Annotated in this window: 17 protein-coding genes and 3 tRNA genes; 11 read left to right on the top strand and 9 right to left on the bottom strand. The window is 42.6% G+C overall.

The annotated features are described in order from the left end of the window. Positions 1-19 precede the first annotated feature (19 nt). On the bottom strand, positions 20-1,138 hold the full coding sequence (locus tag B2W36_RS12640; protein WP_293888006.1) for a M42 family metallopeptidase: 1,119 nt from the start codon (positions 1,136-1,138) through the stop codon (positions 20-22). A 215-nt stretch (positions 1,139-1,353) separates the two neighbouring features. Here B2W36_RS12640 and lgt point away from each other — a divergent pair, with 215 nt between their 5' ends. The 3 genes from lgt to B2W36_RS12625 all read left to right on the top strand — a co-directional run bounded on the left by lgt (position 1,354) and on the right by B2W36_RS12625 (position 3,459). Continuing rightward, on the top strand, positions 1,354-2,169 hold the full coding sequence (lgt, locus tag B2W36_RS12635; protein WP_293884492.1) for a prolipoprotein diacylglyceryl transferase: 816 nt from the start codon (positions 1,354-1,356) through the stop codon (positions 2,167-2,169). Between the two features lie 72 nt (positions 2,170-2,241). Then, on the top strand, positions 2,242-2,784 hold the full coding sequence (locus B2W36_RS12630) for a L,D-transpeptidase family protein (RefSeq protein WP_293888004.1): 543 nt from the start codon (positions 2,242-2,244) through the stop codon (positions 2,782-2,784). 108 nt (positions 2,785-2,892) lie between these two features. After that, a complete protein-coding gene (locus B2W36_RS12625) occupies positions 2,893-3,459 on the top strand; it encodes a helix-turn-helix domain-containing protein (protein WP_293888002.1) in 567 nt (188 codons plus the stop codon). Positions 3,460-3,568: 109 nt separating this feature from the next. Here B2W36_RS12625 and B2W36_RS12620 read toward each other — a convergent pair whose 3' ends face one another. The 7 genes from B2W36_RS12620 to B2W36_RS12590 form a co-directional block, all read right to left on the bottom strand. Beyond that, complete coding sequence (locus B2W36_RS12620; RefSeq protein ID WP_293884489.1) at positions 3,569-5,749, bottom strand: DUF4954 family protein; 2,181 nt, start codon at positions 5,747-5,749, stop codon at positions 3,569-3,571. A gap of 8 nt (positions 5,750-5,757) precedes the next feature. After that, on the bottom strand, positions 5,758-7,599 hold the full coding sequence (gene glmS, locus B2W36_RS12615) for a glutamine--fructose-6-phosphate transaminase (isomerizing) (protein ID WP_293884488.1): 1,842 nt from the start codon (positions 7,597-7,599) through the stop codon (positions 5,758-5,760). Positions 7,600-7,749: 150 nt separating this feature from the next. After that, positions 7,750-10,932, bottom strand: coding sequence for an efflux RND transporter permease subunit (locus tag B2W36_RS12610; protein WP_293888000.1), 3,183 nt, complete (start codon positions 10,930-10,932; stop codon positions 7,750-7,752). Positions 10,933-10,998: 66 nt separating this feature from the next. After that, complete coding sequence (locus B2W36_RS12605) at positions 10,999-12,054, bottom strand: efflux RND transporter periplasmic adaptor subunit (protein ID WP_209581101.1); 1,056 nt, start codon at positions 12,052-12,054, stop codon at positions 10,999-11,001. Positions 12,055-12,068: 14 nt separating this feature from the next. Continuing rightward, on the bottom strand, positions 12,069-13,412 hold the full coding sequence (locus tag B2W36_RS12600) for a TolC family protein (RefSeq protein ID WP_293884486.1): 1,344 nt from the start codon (positions 13,410-13,412) through the stop codon (positions 12,069-12,071). Between the two features lie 28 nt (positions 13,413-13,440). Then, entirely contained in the window at positions 13,441-14,040 is a 600-nt protein-coding gene (locus B2W36_RS12595) for a TetR/AcrR family transcriptional regulator (protein WP_293887999.1), read from the bottom strand. A gap of 170 nt (positions 14,041-14,210) precedes the next feature. Then, the gene (locus B2W36_RS12590) at positions 14,211-14,882 is read right to left on the bottom strand and encodes an NUDIX hydrolase (RefSeq protein ID WP_209581110.1); all 672 of its coding nucleotides are present in this window, start codon (positions 14,880-14,882) and stop codon (positions 14,211-14,213) included. Between the two features lie 185 nt (positions 14,883-15,067). Between B2W36_RS12590 and pfkA the strand changes: the two genes are divergently transcribed. The 6 genes from pfkA (at position 15,068) to B2W36_RS12560 (ending at position 18,384) form a co-directional block, all read left to right on the top strand. Continuing rightward, complete coding sequence (gene pfkA, locus B2W36_RS12585) at positions 15,068-16,045, top strand: 6-phosphofructokinase (protein WP_409050308.1); 978 nt, start codon at positions 15,068-15,070, stop codon at positions 16,043-16,045. A gap of 17 nt (positions 16,046-16,062) precedes the next feature. Continuing rightward, the gene (locus tag B2W36_RS12580; protein WP_209581123.1) at positions 16,063-16,914 is read left to right on the top strand and encodes a hypothetical protein; all 852 of its coding nucleotides are present in this window, start codon (positions 16,063-16,065) and stop codon (positions 16,912-16,914) included. A 4-nt stretch (positions 16,915-16,918) separates the two neighbouring features. Next, on the top strand, positions 16,919-17,917 hold the full coding sequence (gene gap, locus B2W36_RS12575; protein ID WP_209581127.1) for a type I glyceraldehyde-3-phosphate dehydrogenase: 999 nt from the start codon (positions 16,919-16,921) through the stop codon (positions 17,915-17,917). Positions 17,918-18,095: 178 nt separating this feature from the next. Then, a tRNA-Phe gene (locus B2W36_RS12570) sits at positions 18,096-18,168 on the top strand. Positions 18,169-18,221: 53 nt separating this feature from the next. Next, positions 18,222-18,294 (top strand) — tRNA-Gly (locus tag B2W36_RS12565). 5 nt (positions 18,295-18,299) lie between these two features. Continuing rightward, a tRNA-Leu gene (locus B2W36_RS12560) sits at positions 18,300-18,384 on the top strand. Positions 18,385-18,533: 149 nt separating this feature from the next. On the opposite strand, the gene B2W36_RS12555 is transcribed toward B2W36_RS12560, so the two are convergent. Further along, positions 18,534-18,794: a hypothetical protein gene (locus B2W36_RS12555; protein ID WP_293884484.1), complete on the bottom strand. Its 261-nt coding sequence runs from the start codon at positions 18,792-18,794 to the stop codon at positions 18,534-18,536. 364 nt (positions 18,795-19,158) lie between these two features. On the opposite strand from B2W36_RS12555, the gene B2W36_RS12550 reads away from it, so the two are divergent. Both B2W36_RS12550 and B2W36_RS12545 read left to right on the top strand, forming a co-directional pair. Beyond that, positions 19,159-21,507, top strand: a complete 2,349-nt coding sequence (locus B2W36_RS12550) for a GAF domain-containing protein (protein ID WP_293887998.1) — start codon at positions 19,159-19,161, stop codon at positions 21,505-21,507. Positions 21,508-21,628: 121 nt separating this feature from the next. Next, complete coding sequence (locus B2W36_RS12545) at positions 21,629-23,707, top strand: ATP-binding protein (protein WP_293887996.1); 2,079 nt, start codon at positions 21,629-21,631, stop codon at positions 23,705-23,707. The last annotated feature ends 15 nt before the right edge of the window (positions 23,708-23,722 follow it).

The following is a 23,722-nucleotide window of genomic DNA, read 5'->3' as shown; positions in this document are numbered from 1 at the left end:
AGTTAATATATTCTAAATTCTACTTTGTAAATGTTCTAAAGTCTTGACCATTCTCTATATTCAATAATGTTTCATAGATCAGTCTGATCACGTTGTCGACATCCTCTTTATGAACCATCTCTACTGTCGTGTGCATATATCGCAGTGGCAAAGAAATCAGCGCCGACGGTACACCACCATTACTATAGGCGAATGCATCCGTGTCAGTTCCAGTAAAACGGGAAGAAGCCTGACGCTGGAATGGAATATTATTCTTTTCAGCAACCTTCACCAACAGCCTATTCAAATTGATCTGCACTGCTGGTGCATACGACAATACCGGGCCTTTTCCTGAGAACAGGTCCCCCTGCGTGATCTTATTAATCATCGGAGTCTGCGTATCATGCGTTACATCGGTAACGATAGCGACATTCGGTTTGATCCGGTCTGCAATCATTTCTGCTCCACGTAAACCAATTTCTTCCTGCACCGAATTTACGATATATAATCCAAATGGCAATTTCTTTTTATTCTCTTTTAGCAAGCGTGCCACCTCAGCGATCATAAAGCCACCTGCCCTATTGTCCATCGCACGTCCGACATAATAACGATCATTCAGGATAGAGAATGTATCTTCGTAAGTGATCACACAACCGACATGGATACCCAAAGCTTCGACCTCCTCTTTGGTGCTGCAACCGCAATCCAAAAAGATATTTTTTAATGTAGGGTTCTCTTCTTTCTCGCCCGAACGTGTATGAATAGCCGGCCAGCCGAATACGGCTTTGACGATACCGTTTTCCGTATGAATATTCACGCGCTTAGAGGGTGCTATCTGGTGATCCGAACCACCGTTGCGTATCACATAGATCAGCCCGTCTTTTGTTATATAATTGACAAACCAAGAAATCTCATCAGCATGAGCCTCTATAACCACTTTGTACTCCGCCCTCGGGTTAATTACACCCACGGCAGTACCGTAGTTGTCTACAAACGTCTCGTCGACATAAGGCTTTAAATAATCCAGCCATAAACGCTGTCCATCCCACTCAAATCCTGTTGGAGAAGCGTTGTTGATATATTTTTCAAAAAATGAAAGCGAATCTTTAGTCACAATCGTATTGTGTTTCGGCTCTTTTTTCTTGTTTTTTTCTGCCATCTTTTCCTTTTCTATTTACTTTCGTCAAAATATGAAAATTTCAATGAATTGCAAAAGTAAAAATGTTTTTTGGAAAATAATAGCAGAAAGAAGGCCTGCCTACCTGAAATAACAAACGCCATGATCGTGTTGCTCTTGTTTAAGCAAATTATAACCAAAAAAATGAGATTAAAGCTTATCTTTACTCCAAAGTAATTTAAACAGCTATAAAATTTATGAATTCAATATTAAGTGCAATACATTGGAATATTGACCCTGAAATGTTCAACTTCGGCGCCTTTGCCCTGCGTTATTATGCATTGTGCTGGCTATTGGCATTTTTTGTCTCATACGTCATTATGTTGCGTATTTTCAAAAAAGAAGGCCGTACACAGGAGCAACTAGATCAACTATCAATTTATATTTTTCTGGGCACTTTAATCGGAGCACGATTGGGGCACTGCCTGTTTTACGATTTTGAGTATTATAAAGATCATATCCTGGAGATTTTCCTACCATTCAAGTGGGATAATACAGGATTTCATATCACAGGGTTTGCAGGCCTAGCTTCCCATGGTGGGGCCATGGGGATTCTTGTCGCGCTTTATTTATTTTGCAGAAAAACGAAAACCGATTTTCTGTGGCTGGCAGACCGACTCGTTGTCGTTGTCCCTATTGCCGGAGCACTTATCCGTATTGGGAATTTCTTTAATTCCGAAATTATTGGAACCCCCAGCGACCTTCCTTGGGCTATTGTCTTCGAACGTGTAGACAATATACCCCGTCATCCCGGACAGCTTTATGAAGCTATCGCTTATATTTTGATCTTTATCATCATCGGTTCCCTATTCAAGTCAAATCCCAACCGTCAGAGAGGTCAGCTATTCGGCATTTTTATGGTCTTATTGTTCGGCGCGCGTATGGTGCTGGAACATTTTAAAATCGACCAGGAAGCGTTCGAGCAAAGCATGGCTCTAAACATGGGTCAGTTATTAAGTATACCTTTTATATTAGTCGGATTATACTTTATCTTCCGGAAAACGAAAGCATAAAAATAAACCGAGTGCCAGCGCAGTGTCTGGCACTTCGTTTACCCATTTATACACTTTTAAAACTTCTCAAAGATGAAGCGACAAAAAAAACGTAAAATAGTATTAAAAACGGTTATCGCTCTCTTTATCCTTATTGCCCTGGGGCTGTGGGGCTACAACAGCTATCCGGAACCTGCACTAAGTAACAACGCTAAAGTCGACAAGCTTGTCGTCTACAAATCGAAAAGGTCGCTATTAGCGTATAGTGACGGAAGGCTGTTAAAAACTTACCGGATTTCACTGGGTAGGCAACCTATCGGTGCCAAACAGTTTGAAGGCGATTTAAAAACACCTGAGGGTCTATATACGATCAACGATAAAAATCAGTATAGCGACTACCACAAAAACCTTGGGGTCTCCTATCCCAATCAAGCAGATATCGCCCAGGCCAAAGCCTTAGGAAAGGCAGCTGGCGGCGACATTAAGATCCACGGGCTTAGAAATGGTATGGGCTTTATCGGCAAGTTGCAGCGGCACATGGACTGGACTTTAGGTTGTATGGCGCTAACTAACTCGGAGATTGATGAACTTTTTAAAGCAGTTCCAATTGGCACTCCCATTGAAATCAAACCGTAACGCTTTAAAAAATAATACAAGATAATCTCCAAATCTTACAACCCCATGTCCAATAAATTATCGATTTTTGGGTTTACATTGGTAACTTGTATTTAAAATAATTTACATATGAAACTTGCGATAAAGAATATGGTGTGCAATCGGTGCATTATGGTCGTTGAAAATGAATTGGCCAAGCTCAATCTCCATATCAAACATATTTCCTTGGGTCAGGTTGAAATCGATGAAGAACTAACCAAAGCGGAGACCAAGCAACTTGCTGCCACCTTTTCCAGCCTTGGCTTTGAACTCATTGACGATAAAAGAACGGTCATCATTGAGCAGGTCAAACATCTTGTTTTGGACCTTATCCGCAACCAGCATAATGATACTAACCTCAATCTTTCCGAAATTATCAGCAAGGAAGTACATCACGACTACAACTACATCTCCAATCTTTTTTCAGAAGTGGAAGGCATGACCATCGAAAAGTATTTCATTGGCCAGAAAATTGAATATGTCAAAGAGTTATTGGTTTATGACGAACTCACCCTGAGTGAAATTGCTTATAAACTCAATTACTCCAGTGTTGCTTATTTAAGTAATCAATTTAAAAAGGTTACTGGACTTACACCGAGTCACTTTAAACAGATCAAAGAGAATAAACGCAAACCTCTTGATAAGATTAATGATTAAAGAACTGCAACTCACGCTCGAGAGCAGCGCGGATTTTTGGGCAGTGTGGAGCTTCTTCAGGCAGTGTGAAGTTCAAAAAAGAAAAGGCCTCCGAGCGGAAGCCTTTCTTTTAAAATTGCCCTTTCAAATTAGCAACCCTTATCTTAAATGTCTCTAATTCTTTTTGTTGTTGATTGATAAAGGAGTTCTCCTCCAGCTTTCCTACCACAATATCTCGTTCTTCATCATTGGCATACACCATGTTTTTGAATGGATTTTTGTAGTCTTTAGCGCGCGATTTGTAAATCTGTTCACCAATCCAGATTCGGTGTCCGAGTGCCTGATCCAACAAAGATACAATTTTATCTGCTGATAAAGCCATCCCTTCTAAATTTAGAATCTCCATTAAAGACAAGAGCGCATGTTCACGTTTATCCAAGGCATAAGCTTTACTCTTATCATGATAGAACTCGTGGACTTCATCCCAAGAATCTATTTTTTTAGATTTAATATCATTCAGAAAAGTTTGCAACGCGTTGCTTTCGATCAGCTGCCCACCTATATTTTGCCAGCTTGTACGCGTCTTATCCGCTAAGGATTCTATGATATCCTGCAGCGAAAGACCGTCCTCGAGTGCATCCATCAAATGCAACACACCGTAGTATTTGATAAACGAGCGATACAAATGATACGCCTCACCTACTTTCTGAATCACGGTAGGTCTTCGGGAATTCTCTGCTCCTTGGAGCACAATGGTCTGGTTCTTAAGATCCATATTGTTGGCGAGCAGTGCCCGGCCGGCAATAATACGCTCCTGCACTTCCTTACCTGCTGCGGTATGAAGACTATCTGCAACGGCCAAAGCCAATAGATCCATTCCTTCAAACATTTCATTCACCGTATCCGGTGCCAACATATCGTATTCAAAATATTGGTTTTTGAAATGTCGGTTATCCCTGGCTTCATATTTATTGGCATTACGCACCAGCGCGTACATATTGTACATAAACCAATAGCCCGGAATCAATACCAGCTGATCATGCTGCACATCATTGCTTACCAACGTAAAAGGCAATCTAATGTCCAATTCGTGCAGAAAATCTCCTTTGACAATAAGACAATACGATGCAAATCTGGAGTTGTGTTTTAAACTGACACAGAGTCCCGGCCAAAAACCACGTCCCGCGATAATTTCACCGTCCGCTGCTCTAGAGTTGTGATTGGATCCTACCGTAGCTCCCGCAGCCATATTACTTTGGCCCATCACGAGCGCCGCACATAGAAAAGAATTGTTATGGTGCTGCTCATGTGCCGGGAAGATCAAAGAATTTAATACTTCGCAACAGGAAATAGTGGAGTTGTCGCCCAGATACGAGTTGATCAGACGGGCACCGTACTTCAACTGCGAATAAGAAGCCAAGATAAAACGTACGGCTTTAACACCGTAAAATATGCGGCAGCCGTAGCCTATGATACCATTGACAAGCTCACAGCCTTCGCCAATCTGGGTATAAGATTCCTGCGAGGAATTGACCGTCACATTTTTCAGTTTGCTGACCCCTTTGATATATACATCAGTTCCGATCTTTACATTTTTGATCGTGAAGGTATTTTTGATGACACAACGGTCGCCGATCTGACTGTAAAAGCCACGTTGACTGCCAAATTTCTGATCAGTCAATTCCCCAAATCGGCGTTGCAGCACATGATCCTGTCGATTACGGGTCCAGAGGTATACGTCTGCAGACTGCATGCCATCAAAAGGATAGACCGAGCGTGCACCATTTTCATTGCAGAGCTCCAGCTGTATCCGTTTTTCGGGCGCTTCGCCATCGCGGAGGATACCATTGCCAAATTTCGCTGTACTGCCTGTTTCCATTTCCTTAATCTGGCTTAACAGCACCTCATTACCAACGATAAAGTAAGACAGAAAACCCACGTGATGGACAGCAACATCGTCGCCAAAATCCGAACTTACAATCGTGGAATGATACAGGCCTATAGGCAATTTCAAATTGCGATAGTCCAGGTAACTTGGGCTCAGATTTCCGATACGGACCAGACCATAGAATTTACAATGTTGGATCTGATTTGGATCAAAGACCGCCGATACTTTAACTTTGGACCAGTCGCTGGACCAGTTGCCGTTTTTGATTAACTGCTGAATCTCTTCATCCGTCAGATCCCGAAAGTCATTCCGCGGATTTTGTTGAAAACGCAGGGTATATTCGTCTTGTCCTGCTGGAATAAATTCAGCTGGGATAAATCCATATCCCAGCTGCTCCAAAGGTTTTTTCTTCAATATACTCATCAGCCTCCTTACTCTACAGTTACGGACTTAGCCAAGTTACGTGGTTTATCCACATCCAATCCTAGCTCTACGCCAATATAATACGATAGGAGTTGCAGTGGCACAACAGAAATCAATGGTGCAATGATTTCATCGGCTTCTGGTATTTCCATAAAATCATCCGATAAGCTTTCAGAAACAGTATCGCCTTGGGTGACAACCGAGATGATTTTGCCTTTACGCGCTTTGATCTCTTGGATATTCGATACAATCTTTTCGTGATAAGCATCTTTAGTGGCGATAAATACAACAGGTAAGTTTTCATCTACCAATGCGATAGGACCATGTTTCATTTCCGCTGCCGGGTAACCTTCGGCATGGATGTATGAAATTTCCTTCAACTTCAGGGCACCTTCGAGGGCAACCGGAAAGTTATATCCCCTGCCTAAGAATAGGAAGTCGCGGGCATCTTTATACTTTTTGGCAATCTGTTTGATTTTCTCCACCTGCGTATCTAAGATCCATTCCACTTTCTTCGGAACTTCATTCAATTCCCGAGCAAGTGCCTGGTAACGTTCGTCGCTGATTGAACCCTTTAATGAAGCGACTTTTAAAGCAATTAGGTTCAGTACTGTCAGTTGTGCTGTAAACGCTTTGGTACTTGCTACGCCGATTTCAGGACCTGCATGTGTATAGGCACCAGCATCCGAAAGACGGGCAATAGAAGATCCCACCACATTGACAACGCCTAAAATAATAGCACCTTGTTTTTTAGCATTTTCCAAAGCGACTAACGTATCCGCAGTCTCACCACTTTGAGAGATGGCCAAAATTACATCTCCAGGATGGATAACGGGATTACGATAGCGGAATTCCGAGGCATATTCGACCTCCACATTAATTCGGCACAGTTCCTCAATAATATACTCTGCGATAAGTCCGGCGTGCCAGCTTGTTCCACAAGCGACAATCACAATGCGGTTGGTATTACTGATTTCGTTTGCAAACTTCTCGATACCGCTCAGCGTAATCTGATGCGACTGCAGGTCTAGCCGACCACGCATGGAGTCGAAAATAGTATCGGGTTGTTCGAATATTTCCTTTAGCATAAAGTGGTCGTAACCGCCTTTTTCGATTGCTGACAACTCAAGATCTAATTTTTGAACGTAAGGTGTGATGCGTTCATTACCTAGATTTTTCAAGATCAGTTCGTCCGGCGTAATGATCGCCAATTCGTAATCGTTGATGTATACCACCTCTTTGGTGTAGGCTAGCATCGGCGAAGCATCTGAACCCAAAAAATGCTCATTTTTACCGATACCAATAACTAAAGGACTTCCTTTACGCGCTGCAATAATACGATCCGGATGACCTGCCTCCAATACGAGGATCACATAAGCTCCTACTACCCGTTTCAAGGCAATACGAATAGCTTCCTCTAGCGAGCATTCGTTCTGAGATTGAATCTCTTCAATAAAATTGACGAGCACCTCTGTATCCGTATCGCTCTTAAACGTATACCCTTTGTTGATCAATTCCGACTTCAAAGAAGCGTAGTTTTCGATAATCCCGTTATGGATCATGGCTATACGTCCACTATTAGAATAATGGGGGTGTGCATTTCTGTCCGAAGGCTCACCGTGTGTTGCCCAACGTGTATGGCCTATCGCTGTAGTTGATTGGAGATCCTGACCGAACACAAACTCTTCTAAGTTTGCGACTTTACCTGTCTTTTTGTAAACATCGATCTGATCACCTTTATGCAATGCCACTCCAGCACTGTCATATCCACGGTATTCTAACTTTTTCAATCCGTCAATGACGATACCGTACGCCTGACGATAACCTGTGTATCCTACAATTCCACACATGCTTGTCTCAATTTTAAGTGTATATTTTGTTAATGCGACGCAATGTAATAAAAAATATTTATGCAATCGATTGATTAACCTAAAATTAATACAAAAAAGGCGGTTAACACATATTAACCGCCTTTTTTGGATATTACATTTACTTATTTTTTAATGTTCTGCCACGTCCACATGGTCATAATCTTCCTTCATCAAGGCCTCATAGTCAGTCTTCTCTTTCTTTCCAAAACGACGTTGAAGACTATCAAAAATGGAGTACACCACGGGTACTACAACTAACGTCAAGAATAGGGAGGACAATAGACCTCCGATGATGACAATAGCGAGCCCTCTGTTCATATCTGCGCCATCGCCTGTAGCGATTGCAATAGGGATCATACCGAAGACCATCGCAATTGTCGTCATCAGGATCGGACGAAGACGCGCGTGGTTGGCAGCCACTAAAGCGTCGTGCGTATTATCGCCGGCTTCCTTACGGTGGTTTGCAAAATCGACCAGCATGATCGCATTTTTAGCAACTAGACCAATCAACATGATAATACCCAAAATGGTAAAGATGTTCAAAGTCTGATTTCCTAATGCCAGGAACAACAATGCACCAATAAACGACAATGGAATCGAGAATAACACAACAAAAGGTGTGATAAAACTGTCGTACAATGCGACCATAACGAGGTATACTAAGATGATAGATGCTAACAAAGCGATTCCCAATGTACCGAAACCTTCACTTTGGTTTTCCATATTACCACCCCATACAAATACAATTCCGGGTTTACGCGGCAATTTCTCAAACTGCGCCTGCCACTCCTGAGCGACAGTACCCATCGGTCTACCGATGGCCTGCCCCTGAATAGATACGGCTGGCGATTTGTCGCGTCGTTCTAGCAAAGTAGGTCCCGAGCCATAAGTCACTTCAGCAAATTGATCCAATGAAATGGAAGCGCCTTGATTGTTGATAAATTTAAGGGCACGCACGTTGTCGATCGTTGCACGACCACTTTCGTTATAGCGTATATTGATGTCATACTCGTTATCCCCCGCTCTATATTTATTATCCGTATTACCGGAGAATGCTGTCTGCATGGTCATACCTACGGTAGATACGTTCAATCCCAACGAAGTCATTTTATCGCGGTCTATCTTCACATTGATCTCCGGATTACCGGCTTCGGAAGTCAACTTAACCCCTGCAGATCCAGGAATTTTCCGCAATAGATCTGCTGCTTTCTCAGCAAATTCCTGCGCATCTTCGACCGAGGCACCAATGATGGTCAATTTCAATGGCGCTTGTTCCGCTCCCATGATACCCACGTTCACAGTTTTGATCTTGGCACCGATCAGCTTATTTTCCAGTTCGCGTTTTAATGTTGCTGAATACACCTGCGAGTTGCCTTCAAAATTTTCCTTGTCGAGAATCACATGGATCTCCGATTTATAACGTGAGCCTGTTGTCGACGCCATTCCGTCTGAAGACTGACCTACTGTGGTAATGATTTCCTTGACATCTGGCTTCGCCGTGATATAAGCCTCGGCTTTCTGCGTTAACAAGTTTGTCTTTTCCAAAGAAGCATCTTTATCGAGTTCCAGCTGGATAAAAAATTCTTTCCGGTCTACACTCGGAAAGAAATCCGAACCAATATAACCTTTAACCACGAGCGCGAATGATGCAATAAGTAAACCGATCGCCAAACCTAAGGTGGCCAATTTGGTTTTGACATTCTTTAATGACCAGGTTAACAAACCTGCAACCCAATGTGTAAAGCTGTTCAATCCACTTTCAAAACCATGGATGATACGGCCAAACAGCGACTTCTTGCTCAGATGCTCCAATTTACCGAAGCGTGAATACAACCAAGGTACGACCGTAAAGGATACCAATAAGGACAATAACGTCGAGATGATGACAGTCACACAGAATTGGGCAAGGATATTGGCCACCAATCCCGTTGACATGGCGATTGGAAGGAACACGACGACAATGACCAAGGTGATTGCCGTTACCGTAAATCCAATTTCAGAAGCCCCGTCATACGCCGCGCGTACTTTATTTTTTCCCATCTCCATATGGCGGTGAATATTTTCGATCACCACGATCGCATCATCCACCAAGATACCTACCACCAATGACAGTCCCAGTAAGGACATGAGGTTTAAGGTATACCCCATCAGTAGCAAACCGATAAAAGTCGCAATCAAGGAGAGCGGGATCGCAACCATGGTAATGGCAGCATTACGCAAACTTTGCAGGAAGAACAGCATGATAAAACCCACCAAAGCAATGGCGATCATCAAATCGTGGATAACGTTATCAGCCGCATTTAAGGTAAAATCAGAAGAGTCATTAGCCACCAGAATTTTAATATTCTGCGCCGCATAATCCTTCTCTACCCCACTAATAACTTTTCCATCTTTATCATGTACAGCGATAACTTTCTTTACGGCCTCAGACACAGCCACGGCATTCGCATCAGACTGTTTAAATACCTGTAGCAATATCGTGTTTTGGCGGTCCAAACGTGCCACCTTTTCAATCTCTTTGATACCATCCTGCACATCGGCGATATCGCGCAGATAAATCTGCACGCCTGCAGGTGTAGTGATAGGCAGATTGCGCAACTCTTCGATAGAGGTTACTTTACCTGCAAGACGAATCGTTGTACGGTTGTCGCGGGTACTGACGTTACCTGTAGGAAAATCCAGGTTGGACGATGCAATAGTCTGTTGCACCTGAGAAATTGTCAGTCCATAACCTTCAATTTTTTTCGGATCTACGGAAATCTGTATTTCGCGTTCCTCCCCACCGATCATGTCCACCTTGGCTACCCCATTGATCCGTGCAAAAACCGGTTGAATTTTATTGTCCAATAAGTCGTAAAGCTCTTTCTCTGACAAGTTGGATGTGACGGCCAGACTCATGATTGCCACATCATCAAACGAGAATTTGGAGAGCGAAGGCGTCTTCACATCGTCCGGCAAATCGTTGACGACAGCGTTGATTTTTCGTTGGGCGTCTGTAAGGAGGAAGTTGACATCTGCACCGTTATTCAGGGTAACCATCACAATCGAAACCCCTTCGAGCGAGGTCGACTCCACCTTTTTAATACTTTCCAACGAAGAAATTGCATCTTCTATTTTCTTGGTGACCGAACTTTCCACTTCCGCAGGCGATGCCCCCGGATAGATTGTTTGTACCGTGATTACGTTGATTTCAAACTTAGGGACCAGTTCGTAGCCCAATTGCGTATAAGAAAACAACCCACCCAATGTCAGTATTATAAATAATACGATAATGATACTGGGGCGTTTTATCGATATTTCGGTAATTTTCATTAGAATATTTTATTTTAAATAGCCGTGCAAAGACAGCGTTTCATCAGCTATTGATTACAGTATCCTCTATTTAATAATTTCTACAGGGCTTTGGTCAAATAAATTGATCTGACCCGATACAATTACCTGATCACCATCTTGCAAACCACCTAAAATCTCGATGTAATCACCAAAGTTTCTACCCGATTTGACCGTTGTTTCAATTGCTTTACCATTTTTGAGCACAAAAATCTTATTGTCACTCACACTACCTACAAAAGCATTGCGCGGCACGATTAAGGTATTGGTGGCAACACCCTCACCAAAGATTGCTGTACCGTACATACCTGCACGCAATTTGTTTGATGCATTATTGACCTCTATCTCTACTGGAAAATTTAAGCTACCGTCCGATTTGGGGGCAATAAACGTTATCTTTCCTGTAAAGCGCTGATCGGCATAAACACTTGCACTCACGTCAACAGACTGACCGATCTTTAACGTCGCAACGTTCTTTTCGTCGACGTTAACGCGCAATTTCAAGGTGGCTACATTGACAATATCAAAGGCTGGAGCGCCAATATTCAGGTAGGTACCCGGTTCAATCTTACGTGCATTGACGATTCCCGATACTGACGTTTTGATGGTCACATCGCCGGCATTCAATTTAGATGCTTTTAAATTATTCTTGGCATTTTCGAACTGCAATTTCACCTGATCCAACTGCTGTTTGGTTACACCTCCGGTCGAGTAAGCACTTTCAAAGCGTTGCAGATCAGCCTGCGCATTGGTAAATGCGGCTTGCGCATTGGCTACGTTTACATTCAGTTTATCGCCTTCAATGATCGCTAAAGTCTGTCCGGCGCTCACGCGGGAACCTTCATCCACCAATACTCTGACTACTCTGCCGGCAGTTTGAGCCGAAACGGTCACTTCCTGTTTTGGAGAGAAGGTGCCATTTGCGGTATAGCGTAAATCCATGGAAGACACTTTCGCTGTATCGATACGCACGGCGATTGCTGCATTTTTCTTGGCAACCTCCGCTGTTTCGGCCTCATTTTTCTTTTTATTCTTATTTAACACAAAAAATATTCCTGCTAAACCAGCAGCAATAATAAGTAGGGTAATAATTCCGCGTTTCATATTGTATTAGTCAATTATTCGTTAATCAATGATTTAAGTTTTCCATTCGCTTTGATCAGCTGAACCTCAGCGATTTTATAATCCAGCAAAGAAGTATTTAAATTATTTTGCGCATCTGCATACGCATTTTCAGCATCCAGCAGATCAGTCAATGTCGCTAGGCCATTTTTATAATTGTTGTTGGTATCATCCAATACTGATTTTGCCAGATCCACATTTTTACGGTTCGATTCGATTGTCAATAATGAGTTTTTGATCTGTACCCGTGAATTCTCAGCTGCCATATTCAATGCCAGCTTGGTGTCGGCAATATCGATCTGCAATTTATCGATATCAATCTGCGCCTGACGCACTTTGGAGCGTGTAAGGAAACCGTTAAAAATAGGAACGGTAAGGTTCAGTCCGATACCAGAAAAGCCAGACCAATTTACGCCCTGTGCCTTAGAAAATATCGGGAATACAGGTCCCAATCCCTGTCTTCCATAATTCGCTGTAAGAGAAAGCGTCGGATAATATTTGGAGATCTCTGCCTTTTTATTTAGTTCAAGCAATTCATTCTGTTTTGAAAGCACCTGGATTTCTGTCCTATTCGACACATCAAGCGGATCATATATCGCATCCAGTGCTACGGTTTCAAATGTTGAAGTCGGCATGGTAATCTGCTCGGACATGGACATGCCGATAACAAATTTCAATGCATTTTCTTTCAGTTCCACCGCATTAATAAGTTGTTGCCTAGAAGCTTTCAGGTTTGTCACGGCAACATTGGTACGATCCAGGTCAATTTTTTTCGCCAATCCGTTTTTAACCAACCCTTCAATAACATCCCGTGTTTTGGTGGTACTTTCCAGGTTATTGTCCACGGTTTTTAACTGCAGTTTGGACTGGTAAACATCATAATAACTATTAGCCACTTTCTCGATCAGTTGCTCATCCGTCAAGGTCTTATTGATCACATAAAATTCGCGAGTCGTTTTTGCAGCTTTCAGTCCCGTAAATACCGTCTGGTTAAACAGCTGTTGGTTTAAACTGATGGTATTGGTAGATTGCCATTTTTGTCCAAAAGCGGCCATCACAGTTGTTCCCGGCTGACCGACAATTTCCCCCGGTAAAGCAACTTTTTGGATCATTGGATTGTAGGTAATTCCACCGTTAAAATTCACCTGCGGCAATGCTCCCGATTTAACTTCCGCAATTTTGTGCTCAGCATTTGCAATATCAAGACCTGCCTTTTTTGCATCAGCCTTATTTTGCAACGCAAATTTAATGGCGTCACTTAAGGTTAACTGTTGTTGTGCATGACTTTGGAAAACCATCGTACCTAATAAAAGGCTGGCTAGTATTCTGATTGTTTTCATTCCTAATTTGTTTATCCTAATTTTATATCTACTTTTTACCTATACCATTAAAAAAAAGCTTGGTAGCCAACTTTTGCTTTTGTAATACTTCATCAAAACGGTCCTGGTTTGGTATGCCCGAAATGATATCCGAAATATTGCACATCAGCGAGAGACTCTTCATCAATTCCACATAGATTTCAGCGGTCTTATAGAGTTCCTCACCGTCGATTTCCCCCTTTTCGGCACCTACCTGCAAAATCTCAAATAACGCTTTTACATCGCGGTCATGCAGGCACTGAAAAAAATCCTGCATAGAAAGCCCCTTTATCCATTCCAGATTTTCGTTCATGTGCAACATATAGTATTTCCGTACAAATGCATCACGCAGCTCCAAAATCTTGATGATCAGTTCGTACGTAGTACCTTCATGTGCATCGGCCACCTTTTCTTCCTCTTCCCTATATTCATCTGTTAAACGCACAATCACATCGCGTATCAGTGCATTCTTCTCTGAATAATAGTAATACAAATTCGCTTTAGTAATTTTTATATCCTCCGCAATTTCATTCATCGTAGTCTTACTAAAACCGTAATGCATAAAGCGCCGTATCGCCGCCTCGATGATTTGATCTTTTCTATCTTCCATTCTTCAAAAAACTCCTTTCAACTTTCTGACTTTTATCAGAAATTGTTCAAAAATATAAAAAGTAACATGCCGTACAAAATAAATTTTGAAATTGTAATAATTTTGATATTGAGCTGACAACAAAAAAGGCAAACTTTATAAGTTTGCCTTTATTAGGATAAATCACACAATCAGAATGCGACCGTGTTCTGAAAATGTTTTAGAAACTTCCTTTTGTCCAATTTATAGAGTCTTGCTGCGCGATACGCCACACCGGTCTGTACCTCATCGAGTTCTTTTAGAAACCCATAGTTTTGCATTTTCTTTCTAAAATTGCGTTTATCGAGTTGTTTATTCAATATTCCCTCATAGACCAGCTGTAATTGGGTAAGGGTAAATTTTTCGGGAAGCAATTCAAAAGCGATAGGCTTATAAGCGAGGCGACGCTGCAATCTTTCCAGACAGAGATCCAAAATCTGCTTGTGGTCAAAGGCCAGTTCGGGTACATTACGAACAGGAAACCATTTGGCCTGTTTCATGTAATTTGTAACAGGCTTCGTTTTCAGTTTGGTACTGTCCAATTGAATGAGAGCATAATAAGCCACGGTTAAAATTCGTCCCTTTGGATGCCTTTTTAAACCAGCAAAGGAATGGAGCTGATCCATAAAGACATCTTTCAAACCTGTATTTTCATACAAAATCCGCTTTACGGCATCTTCCATCTCTTCATCGTTATCCACGAAAAAGCCTGGCAATGCCCACCAATCCTTAAAAGGATATTCATTTCTTTCGGCCAGAAGAACTTTTAATTCTCCTTCGTGAAAGCCTAATATGACACAGTCTACGGTAAAATTACTATACAAAACTTCTAAATCTATTTATGTGCAATATACTGAGCTAAATTTAGCGGTTACTAATCATCGGGTTATCTGTAACAATTATACGCTTCCTAAACGTGATGCGCAAAAAAATATTGAAAAATTTATTCAAAGTGTAGAATATACACTATAAAAATCTTATATTCGTATCACCTAAAATATTGCGTGTGATAAAAGAAATTAAAAAAATAGGCGTTTTAACATCTGGAGGTGATGCTCCTGGCATGAATGCCTGTATACGTGCTGTAGTTCGTACAGCATTACATAAGGGATTAGAAGTTACTGGTATTTACCAAGGTTATCAAGGCCTCATCGATGCCAATTTTATAGAAATGGATACGCGTTCGGTCAGTAATATCATCCAACGTGGCGGTACAATATTGAAAACGGCGCGTTGCATGGAGTTCAAAACGCCAGAGGGCCGTCAAAAAGGCTACGATAATCTAAAAGCTGCTGGTGTTGACGCTTTGGTGGTAATCGGCGGTGATGGATCCTTTACCGGTGCAAACTTTTTTTCCAAAGAATTCGACATTCCCGTAGTAGGGATACCGGGAACGATAGACAACGATTTGTATGGTTCGGATTATACCATTGGGTATGATACGGCCAATAATACCGTTATCGAAGCAATTGATAAAATCAGAGATACGGCAGCTTCGCATGAGCGTCTTTTCTTTGTGGAGGTAATGGGTAGAGACTCGGGTTGTATCGCTTTAAATGCCGGTATTGCAGGCGGAGCCGAGGCCATTTTACTTCCTGAAAAAGAAACGGCTATTGACGATCTGATCCGCCACCTGGAAGATGGGGCTATTAAGAAGAAATCATCCTCTATCGTTATTGTTGCTGAGGGCGACCAAAACGGTGGAGCATATTATGTAGCGAAAAAAGTAAAAGAAAAGTTTGATCATTACGACACGAAAGTTAGTATATTAGGGCATTTGCAACGAGGTGGTTCTCCAACGAGTTTCGACCGCGTGCTTGCTAGTCGATTGGGCTTTGCTGCTGTCAATGAATTATTGGCAGGAAATACACGAATAACTGTAGGTCTGCGTGGCAATGAAATCCAAACAACTCCAATTGAAGAAGCAATCAGCAATAAGGAAATCAAACTTAGCCCTGATTTATTGGAAATGGCTGAGATTTTATAATCATAAATTGAACAGACATGATAGCAGTAGTATATAGTGGATCGCGATTTTCGGACTGGAGATTGGCCGATAAAGGCCGTATAACCACTGGTTTTCGCATGAACGGGATCAATCCCTATCTTCAAGATGAGCGTTCCATACTACAGCACCTGCACAAGAACACCAATCTGATCAACAACGCCGAGAAAATAAAGCGGATTTATTTTTTTGGTGCGGGGTCATCGTCCAAGGAGCGCAAAGATAAAATAAAGAATGTCTTGGAACGTTTTTTTGTCAACGCTCGTGTGCGGGTAGACCATGATGTAATCGCTTCGGCGATTTCTACGTTTGGCGACGAAAGAGGCATCATTGGGATTATAGGAAGTGGATCGAATGCAGCTTATTATACAGGGAAAAAAATCATTGATAATAACTATGGTCTAGGCTACATCCTAGCCGATGAGGGAGCGACAAATTGGAATAGCCAGCAGCTGCTCAAACATTATATGACAGAATCTCTCCCTATTGATCTTCGGGACAAATTGGAAAGACAATTTAATATTGATAAGAAAATGATTTTGGAACGGGTTTATTTTGCACCTCAACCGACAAATTTTCTGAATTCCTTTACCGATTTTGTACTTGACAACAAAGATCATTTATTCATCAATCAGCTGGTTAAAAACGGGCTTCGTACGTTTATTAAAACTTACATCAAGCCGCTAATGAAAGAATATCCCGACAGTGACGTAAACTTTACCGGTTCGGTTGCGTTCAATTATGAGAACCTCCTCCGGGAAGTTGCCACAGAAGAATTTAATATCAGTATTGGAACTGTAGTCAAGGAACCAATACACAATTTAATTAAATATTATATCAATAAAAATTAAGAATATGAAAATTGGAATTAACGGATTTGGCCGTATTGGTCGTTTAGCATTCAGAGCAGCAATCAATCGTCCAGAAATTGAAATTGTTGGTATCAATGACTTAGTTGAACCAGACTATATGGCTTATATGTTGAAATATGATTCAACACATGGCAAATTTGACGGTTCTGTAGAAGTAAAAGACGGTAATTTGGTTGTTAACGGAAAAACTATTCGCGTTACAGCTGAGAAAGATCCAGCAAACTTGAAATGGGATGAAGTAGGTGCTGAAGTGATCATCGAATCTACAGGCTTCTTCTTGACACAAGAGTTGGCTCAAAAACATATCGATGCAGGTGCTAAGAAAGTGGTAATGTCTGCTCCAGCAAAAGACGATACCCCTACTTTCGTAATGGGTGTAAACCACAAAGAATTGAAAGCTGATCAAAATATCGTTTCGAACGCTTCATGTACAACAAACTGTTTAGCGCCTATCGCTAAAGTATTGAATGATAAATTTGGTATCGTTGAAGGTTTGATGACTACAGTTCACGCCGTAACTGCAACACAAAAAACAGTGGATGGTCCTTCAGTAAAAGACTGGAGAGGTGGCCGTGGTGCATACCAAAACATCATCCCTTCATCTACAGGTGCTGCTAAAGCAGTAGGTTTGGTTCTTCCTGAATTGAAAGGTAAATTGACAGGTATGTCATTGCGCGTTCCTACAGCAGACGTTTCAGTTGTTGACTTGACAGTACGTTTAAACAAAGGTGCTTCCTACGAAGACATCAAGGCAGCGATGAAAGAAGCTTCTGAAGGTGAATTGAAAGGTATCTTGGGTTATACTGAAGACGAAGTTGTTTCTTCAGATTTCTTAGGTGATGCACGTACATCAATCTTCGATGCGAAAGCTGGAATTTCATTGAATGACAACTTCGTTAAAGTGGTATCTTGGTACGATAACGAGTGGGGTTATTCAAACAAAATTGTTGATTTGGTCTTAGAAGTTGGCAAATTGTCGTAATCAACAGCATCAACAAACTATACAGGGGCTATTCCATACGGATAGCCCCTTATTTTTTTTTTACTTAAAAATCAGCAGGTTGGCGTTTAAACGTAAAAAAAAGCGCTTTTCGCTTTCGTAATTCAAATAATCCGTCTATATTTGCATCATCAATAAGGCAAACAGCTCACGTTGAAAAGGTGCCATAGCTCAGTTGGTAGAGCAAAGGACTGAAAATCCTTGTGTCGCTGGTTCGAATCCAGCTGGCACCACCGAAAAGGAAGAACGCAAGGTTCTGACCGATTGAAAGAATAATAATTCCAATGCGAAAATAGCTCAGCTGGTAGAGCACAACCTTGCCAAGGTTGGGGTCGCGAGTTCGAATCTCGTTTTTCGCTCACCTGCCTAGGTGGTGGAACTGGTAGACACGCAGGACTTAAAATCCTGTTCCCGTTAAGGGAGTGCGGGTTCGATTCCCGCCCTAGGTACAAAAAAAGCTCATCATACGATGAGCTTTTTTTGTTTATACTCCATAGACTGTTTCTCCGCACCATCCAACACGTCAAGCCTACCCATTGTCCCTTCGATCCAGTAGCCTATTGAGACGATTCGCTGTATACGACCTTATTTCCACCTATTACGCCTGTGCGCTATCATCACTATTACGGTCTACCGACAATAAAAAGAGTAGTTTATCGATCGCTGGCCTGTGCCATTCTTCCGGCAGATCACCGCTGAGATAAGCCAGTTGTTCATCTAAGATGAGCTGGCATCCATCCATTGTAATGCGTGCATATTCGTTTTGGCCTTCCTCCCGACCTACTTCAAAATCAAAATACTTTTCTATTCCTTCGTCGTTGGTCACGGGAATCCCGGTAAATGTAGTTCTCTCTTCCATGGTATTAGTTTTTAATTTTTATATGCGTTGTCATATCCTTATTGCTGTTGCCAGCCTTCTGACCTCTGCCTGCGTTTCCCAATCGCTGAGCTCAAGTTAATCGCTGCTTTAAGCAACCCCCTATTCCTTCTGTGCGATCTGATTCCGCTTGCTTATGTCTTTTGTGTATAGAACAAGCGCATGACCATACAGTTTGGTGCTTTTACGATTATTAACCTATAGCTGGACAGCAGTGGACGGAGCCGATATGACATCCTTCCGTAAAAACGGAAAAATGTATTAAAAATCCGTCCTGCAATCGCCGATTATTTTTTATTTTTGTACATCTTCCAGCAATAATCTAATTTAGTCGGGAACAACCATTATGCAGTTTAATTTCGCCTTTGATTCCAGTCCGTTCAAAACCCTGATCGCTTTTCACAAGATTATACCCGCCTTTGAAAAAGCCGCCTTATCGCCGATCGATTTTCAGGCCGCTTACGCGCGCTCGTTACTGGACGAAATCAAGAAATATCCCCAACTAATCGAAGGTGTGGAGAAAGCTGACGATCTGTTGCGCTACGAGCCCATCATCAGGGTGCTGCTGGCAGACCTGTTCCCGAGCTCACTAACACACAATGAGATCAAGGCCGTTACGATTCCCTTTCATCTCTACACGTTCAATCACACCGCAAGACTCGAAAAAATCTTAAGCGATGCTGGTGATCACTATGAATTCAGTCTTCGCGACATCTCTGCCGACACCTATTATATTCTCAATTGCTGCGTCATCATCAGCCAGTATTATGGCTTTAAGGTAGATGCTATGGATGCGCCCCAATTTTTGGATATTCCAGATAAAAATAATATTATCCATCATTACCGCGTATTGTTCAATGCCGATTTTATGGATATTATCCCCACTGAACGCACTGTGCATCTTTCAGAAGAAGATATTGTTGAATTGATCGACAATTTTTCGGATATTGCCTTATGGAAATCCAAATTCCCCGAACGGAGCTGGATCTTAAAAGGCTTTGCCATAATGACCCTTTTTGATGCCACCATTGAAAATGCGGTATCGAGCTTCAAGAGTAATCTACTCCGCGAGAAAAGCGCAATCCAGCTGGCAGAAATTGAAAATATTTTTAGGTCTATCTACAAAATTAGCGATCTGCGCATCGGTCTCACCTCATTTGAAAAGGTCCGAAACGAATACAACTTACGGATTGTCGAAAAACAGCTTTACAGCCATCTGCTCTACGATTCCACGATCACCGAGTGTGAAGAGATGCTCTGCAGCGACACCCTCGAGAGCCTGCTGACAAAAGATGAATATCTTGTCGTGCCCGATATCGACAAGATGCCCATCACTGATCCGAAACAGGCCTATTTTATCAATAAGCTGAAGCAGCAGCAGGTCAAGAGCTTTATTTTTGTGCCCCTTATCGAAGGCGGCAAAGTTTTGGGTCTGCTGGAGATGTCATCGTCGCGGGTACGCGAACTCAATTCTGTCAATGCCAACAAGCTCAACTTTATTCTGCCTTTTATTAAAGATAAAGTGTCCAAAGCATTTTCCGAGACAGAAAATCAGATCGAGGCAGTGATCCAAAAGGAATACACCTCCATCCACCCGAGTGTCAAATGGCGGTTTCAGGAAGAAGCTGTCCACTTTCTGAACGACCGCGCTTTCGGGAAAGACTATGCCCTGCAGGAGATTGTCTTCGATCATGTGTATCCGCTTTACGGACAGATCGACGTACAGGGGTCATCCGAATCGCGCAACCAGGCGATACGGCAGGACCTGTCCAACCAAAACAGTGATTTGATCGCCCTATTCAGGGCCATCAATCAGACACAAAAATTACCCCTGTTTGAGCAGAAGATTTTCGATCTGGAAAGAAACCTGGCGGCACTTCAGCATGCGCTGCTGACCGATACCGAACAGCAGATGCTCGAGTATTTTAATGCTGACATCCATCCTATCCTGGAAAACTTCCGAAAAAACGCTCGAGATACCAACATTGTCGACGCAATCGACCGTTATTTTGAACGTATCAACCTAGCAATCGGTGGTTTTTATGAGGCGCGTCGCGATTATGACAGTTCCATCACCCTCATCAATAAAAAGCTCGTGGCCGTGTTGGACGAAAAACAGGTCGAAGCCCAAGAATATTTCCCCCATTATTACGAACGCTACAAAACGGATGGTATCGAACACAATATGTATATTGGTGCATCCATTGCGCCCGACCGCAACTTTGAGCTGTATTACCTGCGCAACTTACGCTTATGGCAGCTGCAGGTCATGTGCGCAATGGAACACGAATTTAAGTTGCTGCAGCCCTCACTGCCGCATCAATTGGAGGTGACCTCGCTAGTGCTTGTCTTTGCAACACCTATTTCCATCCGTTTCCGGATGGACGAAAAACAGTTTGATATCGACGGTTCCTACAATGTACGGTATGAAATTGCCAAGAAACGCATCGACAAAGCAAAGATTAAAGGAAAATCGGAGCGCATTACCCAAAAAGGAAAACTGGTCATAGTCTATTCCACCATTCACGAAGAAACCGAATACCTGGGCTATATAAAACTGCTTCAGCACAAAGGCCTGCTCGAGGCTGATATCGAACAGTTTGAGGTGGAAGACCTACAGGGGCTGATCGGTTTGAAAGCCATACGCGTAGGTTTCACATTTCAGGAGGTTGAGGTATTAAACCATGTTCATTAATGAGCCAGCACAGCTAACTGACGACTCCGAACAGCTTTATTATACAAAAATTAATTTTATTGCATCGGCGTAGTATATCTGCCAAGATTGGGTTATCTTTACGTAAAGATAATCCGGTCATATGACAGAAGATGTATTCAGCGAAGCGGCCACACCACGTAGGGAAATTGAAAGGATTGCCGCACTGCAGCGTTACGAAATTATGGATAGCCCTTCCGAAAAAATTTTTGATGGCCTGTTGGAAATAGCGGCACAGGTTTTTCGGACACCGGTACTAATACTCTCCTTTGTTGACGCAGAACGGATCTTTGTTAAGTCAGCTATCGGCATCGATCCGATACGGATTAGCCGTACGGATAGCCTGCTATCGCACATCATCCAACAAGGCAAGGTGTGGGTCAGCACGGAGGCTAATTTTGGCGAGGTACATGGACTGCGCTTCTATGCTGCTGCCCCATTGATCACTTCCGATGGATTTCATATCGGTACATTCAGTATTGCTGATTATCAATGTCGCGAATTTAGTGCCGCCGAAGAGCGCATGCTGGCGTCCTTTGCCCGTACTGCAATGGATCAGGTCGCTTTACGTTATGCAGCCATTGAAAACGTCCAAGAAGTGGCTTCCACCAATATCAACCTAGCCAATATGCAGCAGCGGCTGCTCGACCTCAACAGCGAGCTGGAGGCTACAAACGAGCAGCTCACGCTCACCAACAGCAAGCTGTATAAATCCTATGACATCACGCTATTGCTCAATAAGAATCTGAAAAAGAGCGAGCAGCGTTTAAAATCATTTATTACCAAGGCTCCGATTGCTTTCGCCATTTTAACAGGCCGCGAATTGACGATTGAAGTGGCCAATGATATGGTGCTCAAAATCTGGGGCAAAACCACCGCTGTCATCGGGCATCCGCTGGCCACTGCATTGCCAGAGCTGCAAGATCAGCCTTATCTCGATATTCTTGATAACGTGTTTACCAGTGGGGAAACCTATATTGGTGATACCGCGCCTGTCATGCTTGAATATGACGGCGTACTATCTCAACAGTATTTTGACTTTATCTATGAACCCTTAAGTGGCGAGGATGGAAAAACGGAATCAATCATTGTAATTGCCAATAGGGTGACCGATCGTATCCTTCAGAAAGAAAATCTTGAAGCACTCAACCAGCAATTGGAAATCGCATTGAAAGCGGGAGAATTGGGAACCTACCACCTCGATATTCAAAACTGGAAAAACAATGCATCAGCCACCTGCAAAAGCCATTTCGGTCTTCCCCCAACAGGAGACTTTCAATTTAAAGACTTTATACAAGCCATTGTGCCCGAGCATCGTGAGGCGGTAGAGCAAAAAGTTCAGGAAGCTATTGCTAAGAATATAACCTATCAGGCCGAATATCTTACGTGTTGGCCCGACGGCTCACTACATTGGATCAACTCTTCGGGACTAACCCGTTATGATGCCGAAGGGAAACCCTTGGACCTCATCGGCGTCACCGTAGATGTCACCAAACGCAAAAATTACGAAGCCCAGAAAGAGGATTTTCTCAGTATCGCCAGCCATGAGCTCAAAACTCCCATTACCAGTTTACGGGGCACAATACAGATGCTGGAGATGCTCAAGGATAAATCGGCAGATGTTACCATCAGCAAACTGATTGACATGTCGGGCGTCAGTGTCAAAAAAATAACAGCACTGGTCGATGATCTGCTCAATATGCACCGCATCAGTTTGGGGCAATTAAAACTGAATAAAACACCTATTTCAGCGGCTAAAGTGATCCGCTCCTGCTTCCAGGACATCAATATTATCGGCAAGCATCAGCTCAATTTGATCGGCGATCTTGACGCTGTGATCAATGCCGATGAGCAGCGTATCGAACAAGTCGTTTCCAACCTCATCAATAATGCGATCAAATATGCGCCCGAATCCTATAAAATTGATGTGCGGATCGAAAAGAAAGCCGACGATGTGAAAATCCACGTTCGAGATTATGGCGAAGGTATTGCCCCCGAACTACAGCATCAAATTTTCGAACGCTATTACCGGGTCTATCCTGACGGAAAAAAATACTCTGGCCTCGGATTGGGGCTGTATATTTCTGCTGAAATCGTGCGTCGGCATGGCGGTGAAATCGGAGTGGATAGCACACCGGGCGAAGGTAGTAATTTTTGGTTTACCATACCCCATGCTTTTTAATTCTGCCACTATACT

This window comes from Sphingobacterium sp. UBA3549 (assembly GCF_002376635.1).
Taxonomy (GTDB): domain Bacteria; phylum Bacteroidota; class Bacteroidia; order Sphingobacteriales; family Sphingobacteriaceae; genus Sphingobacterium.
Note: the sequence above shows the minus strand (reverse complement) of the source record. Positions and strands in the feature narration are given on the sequence as shown.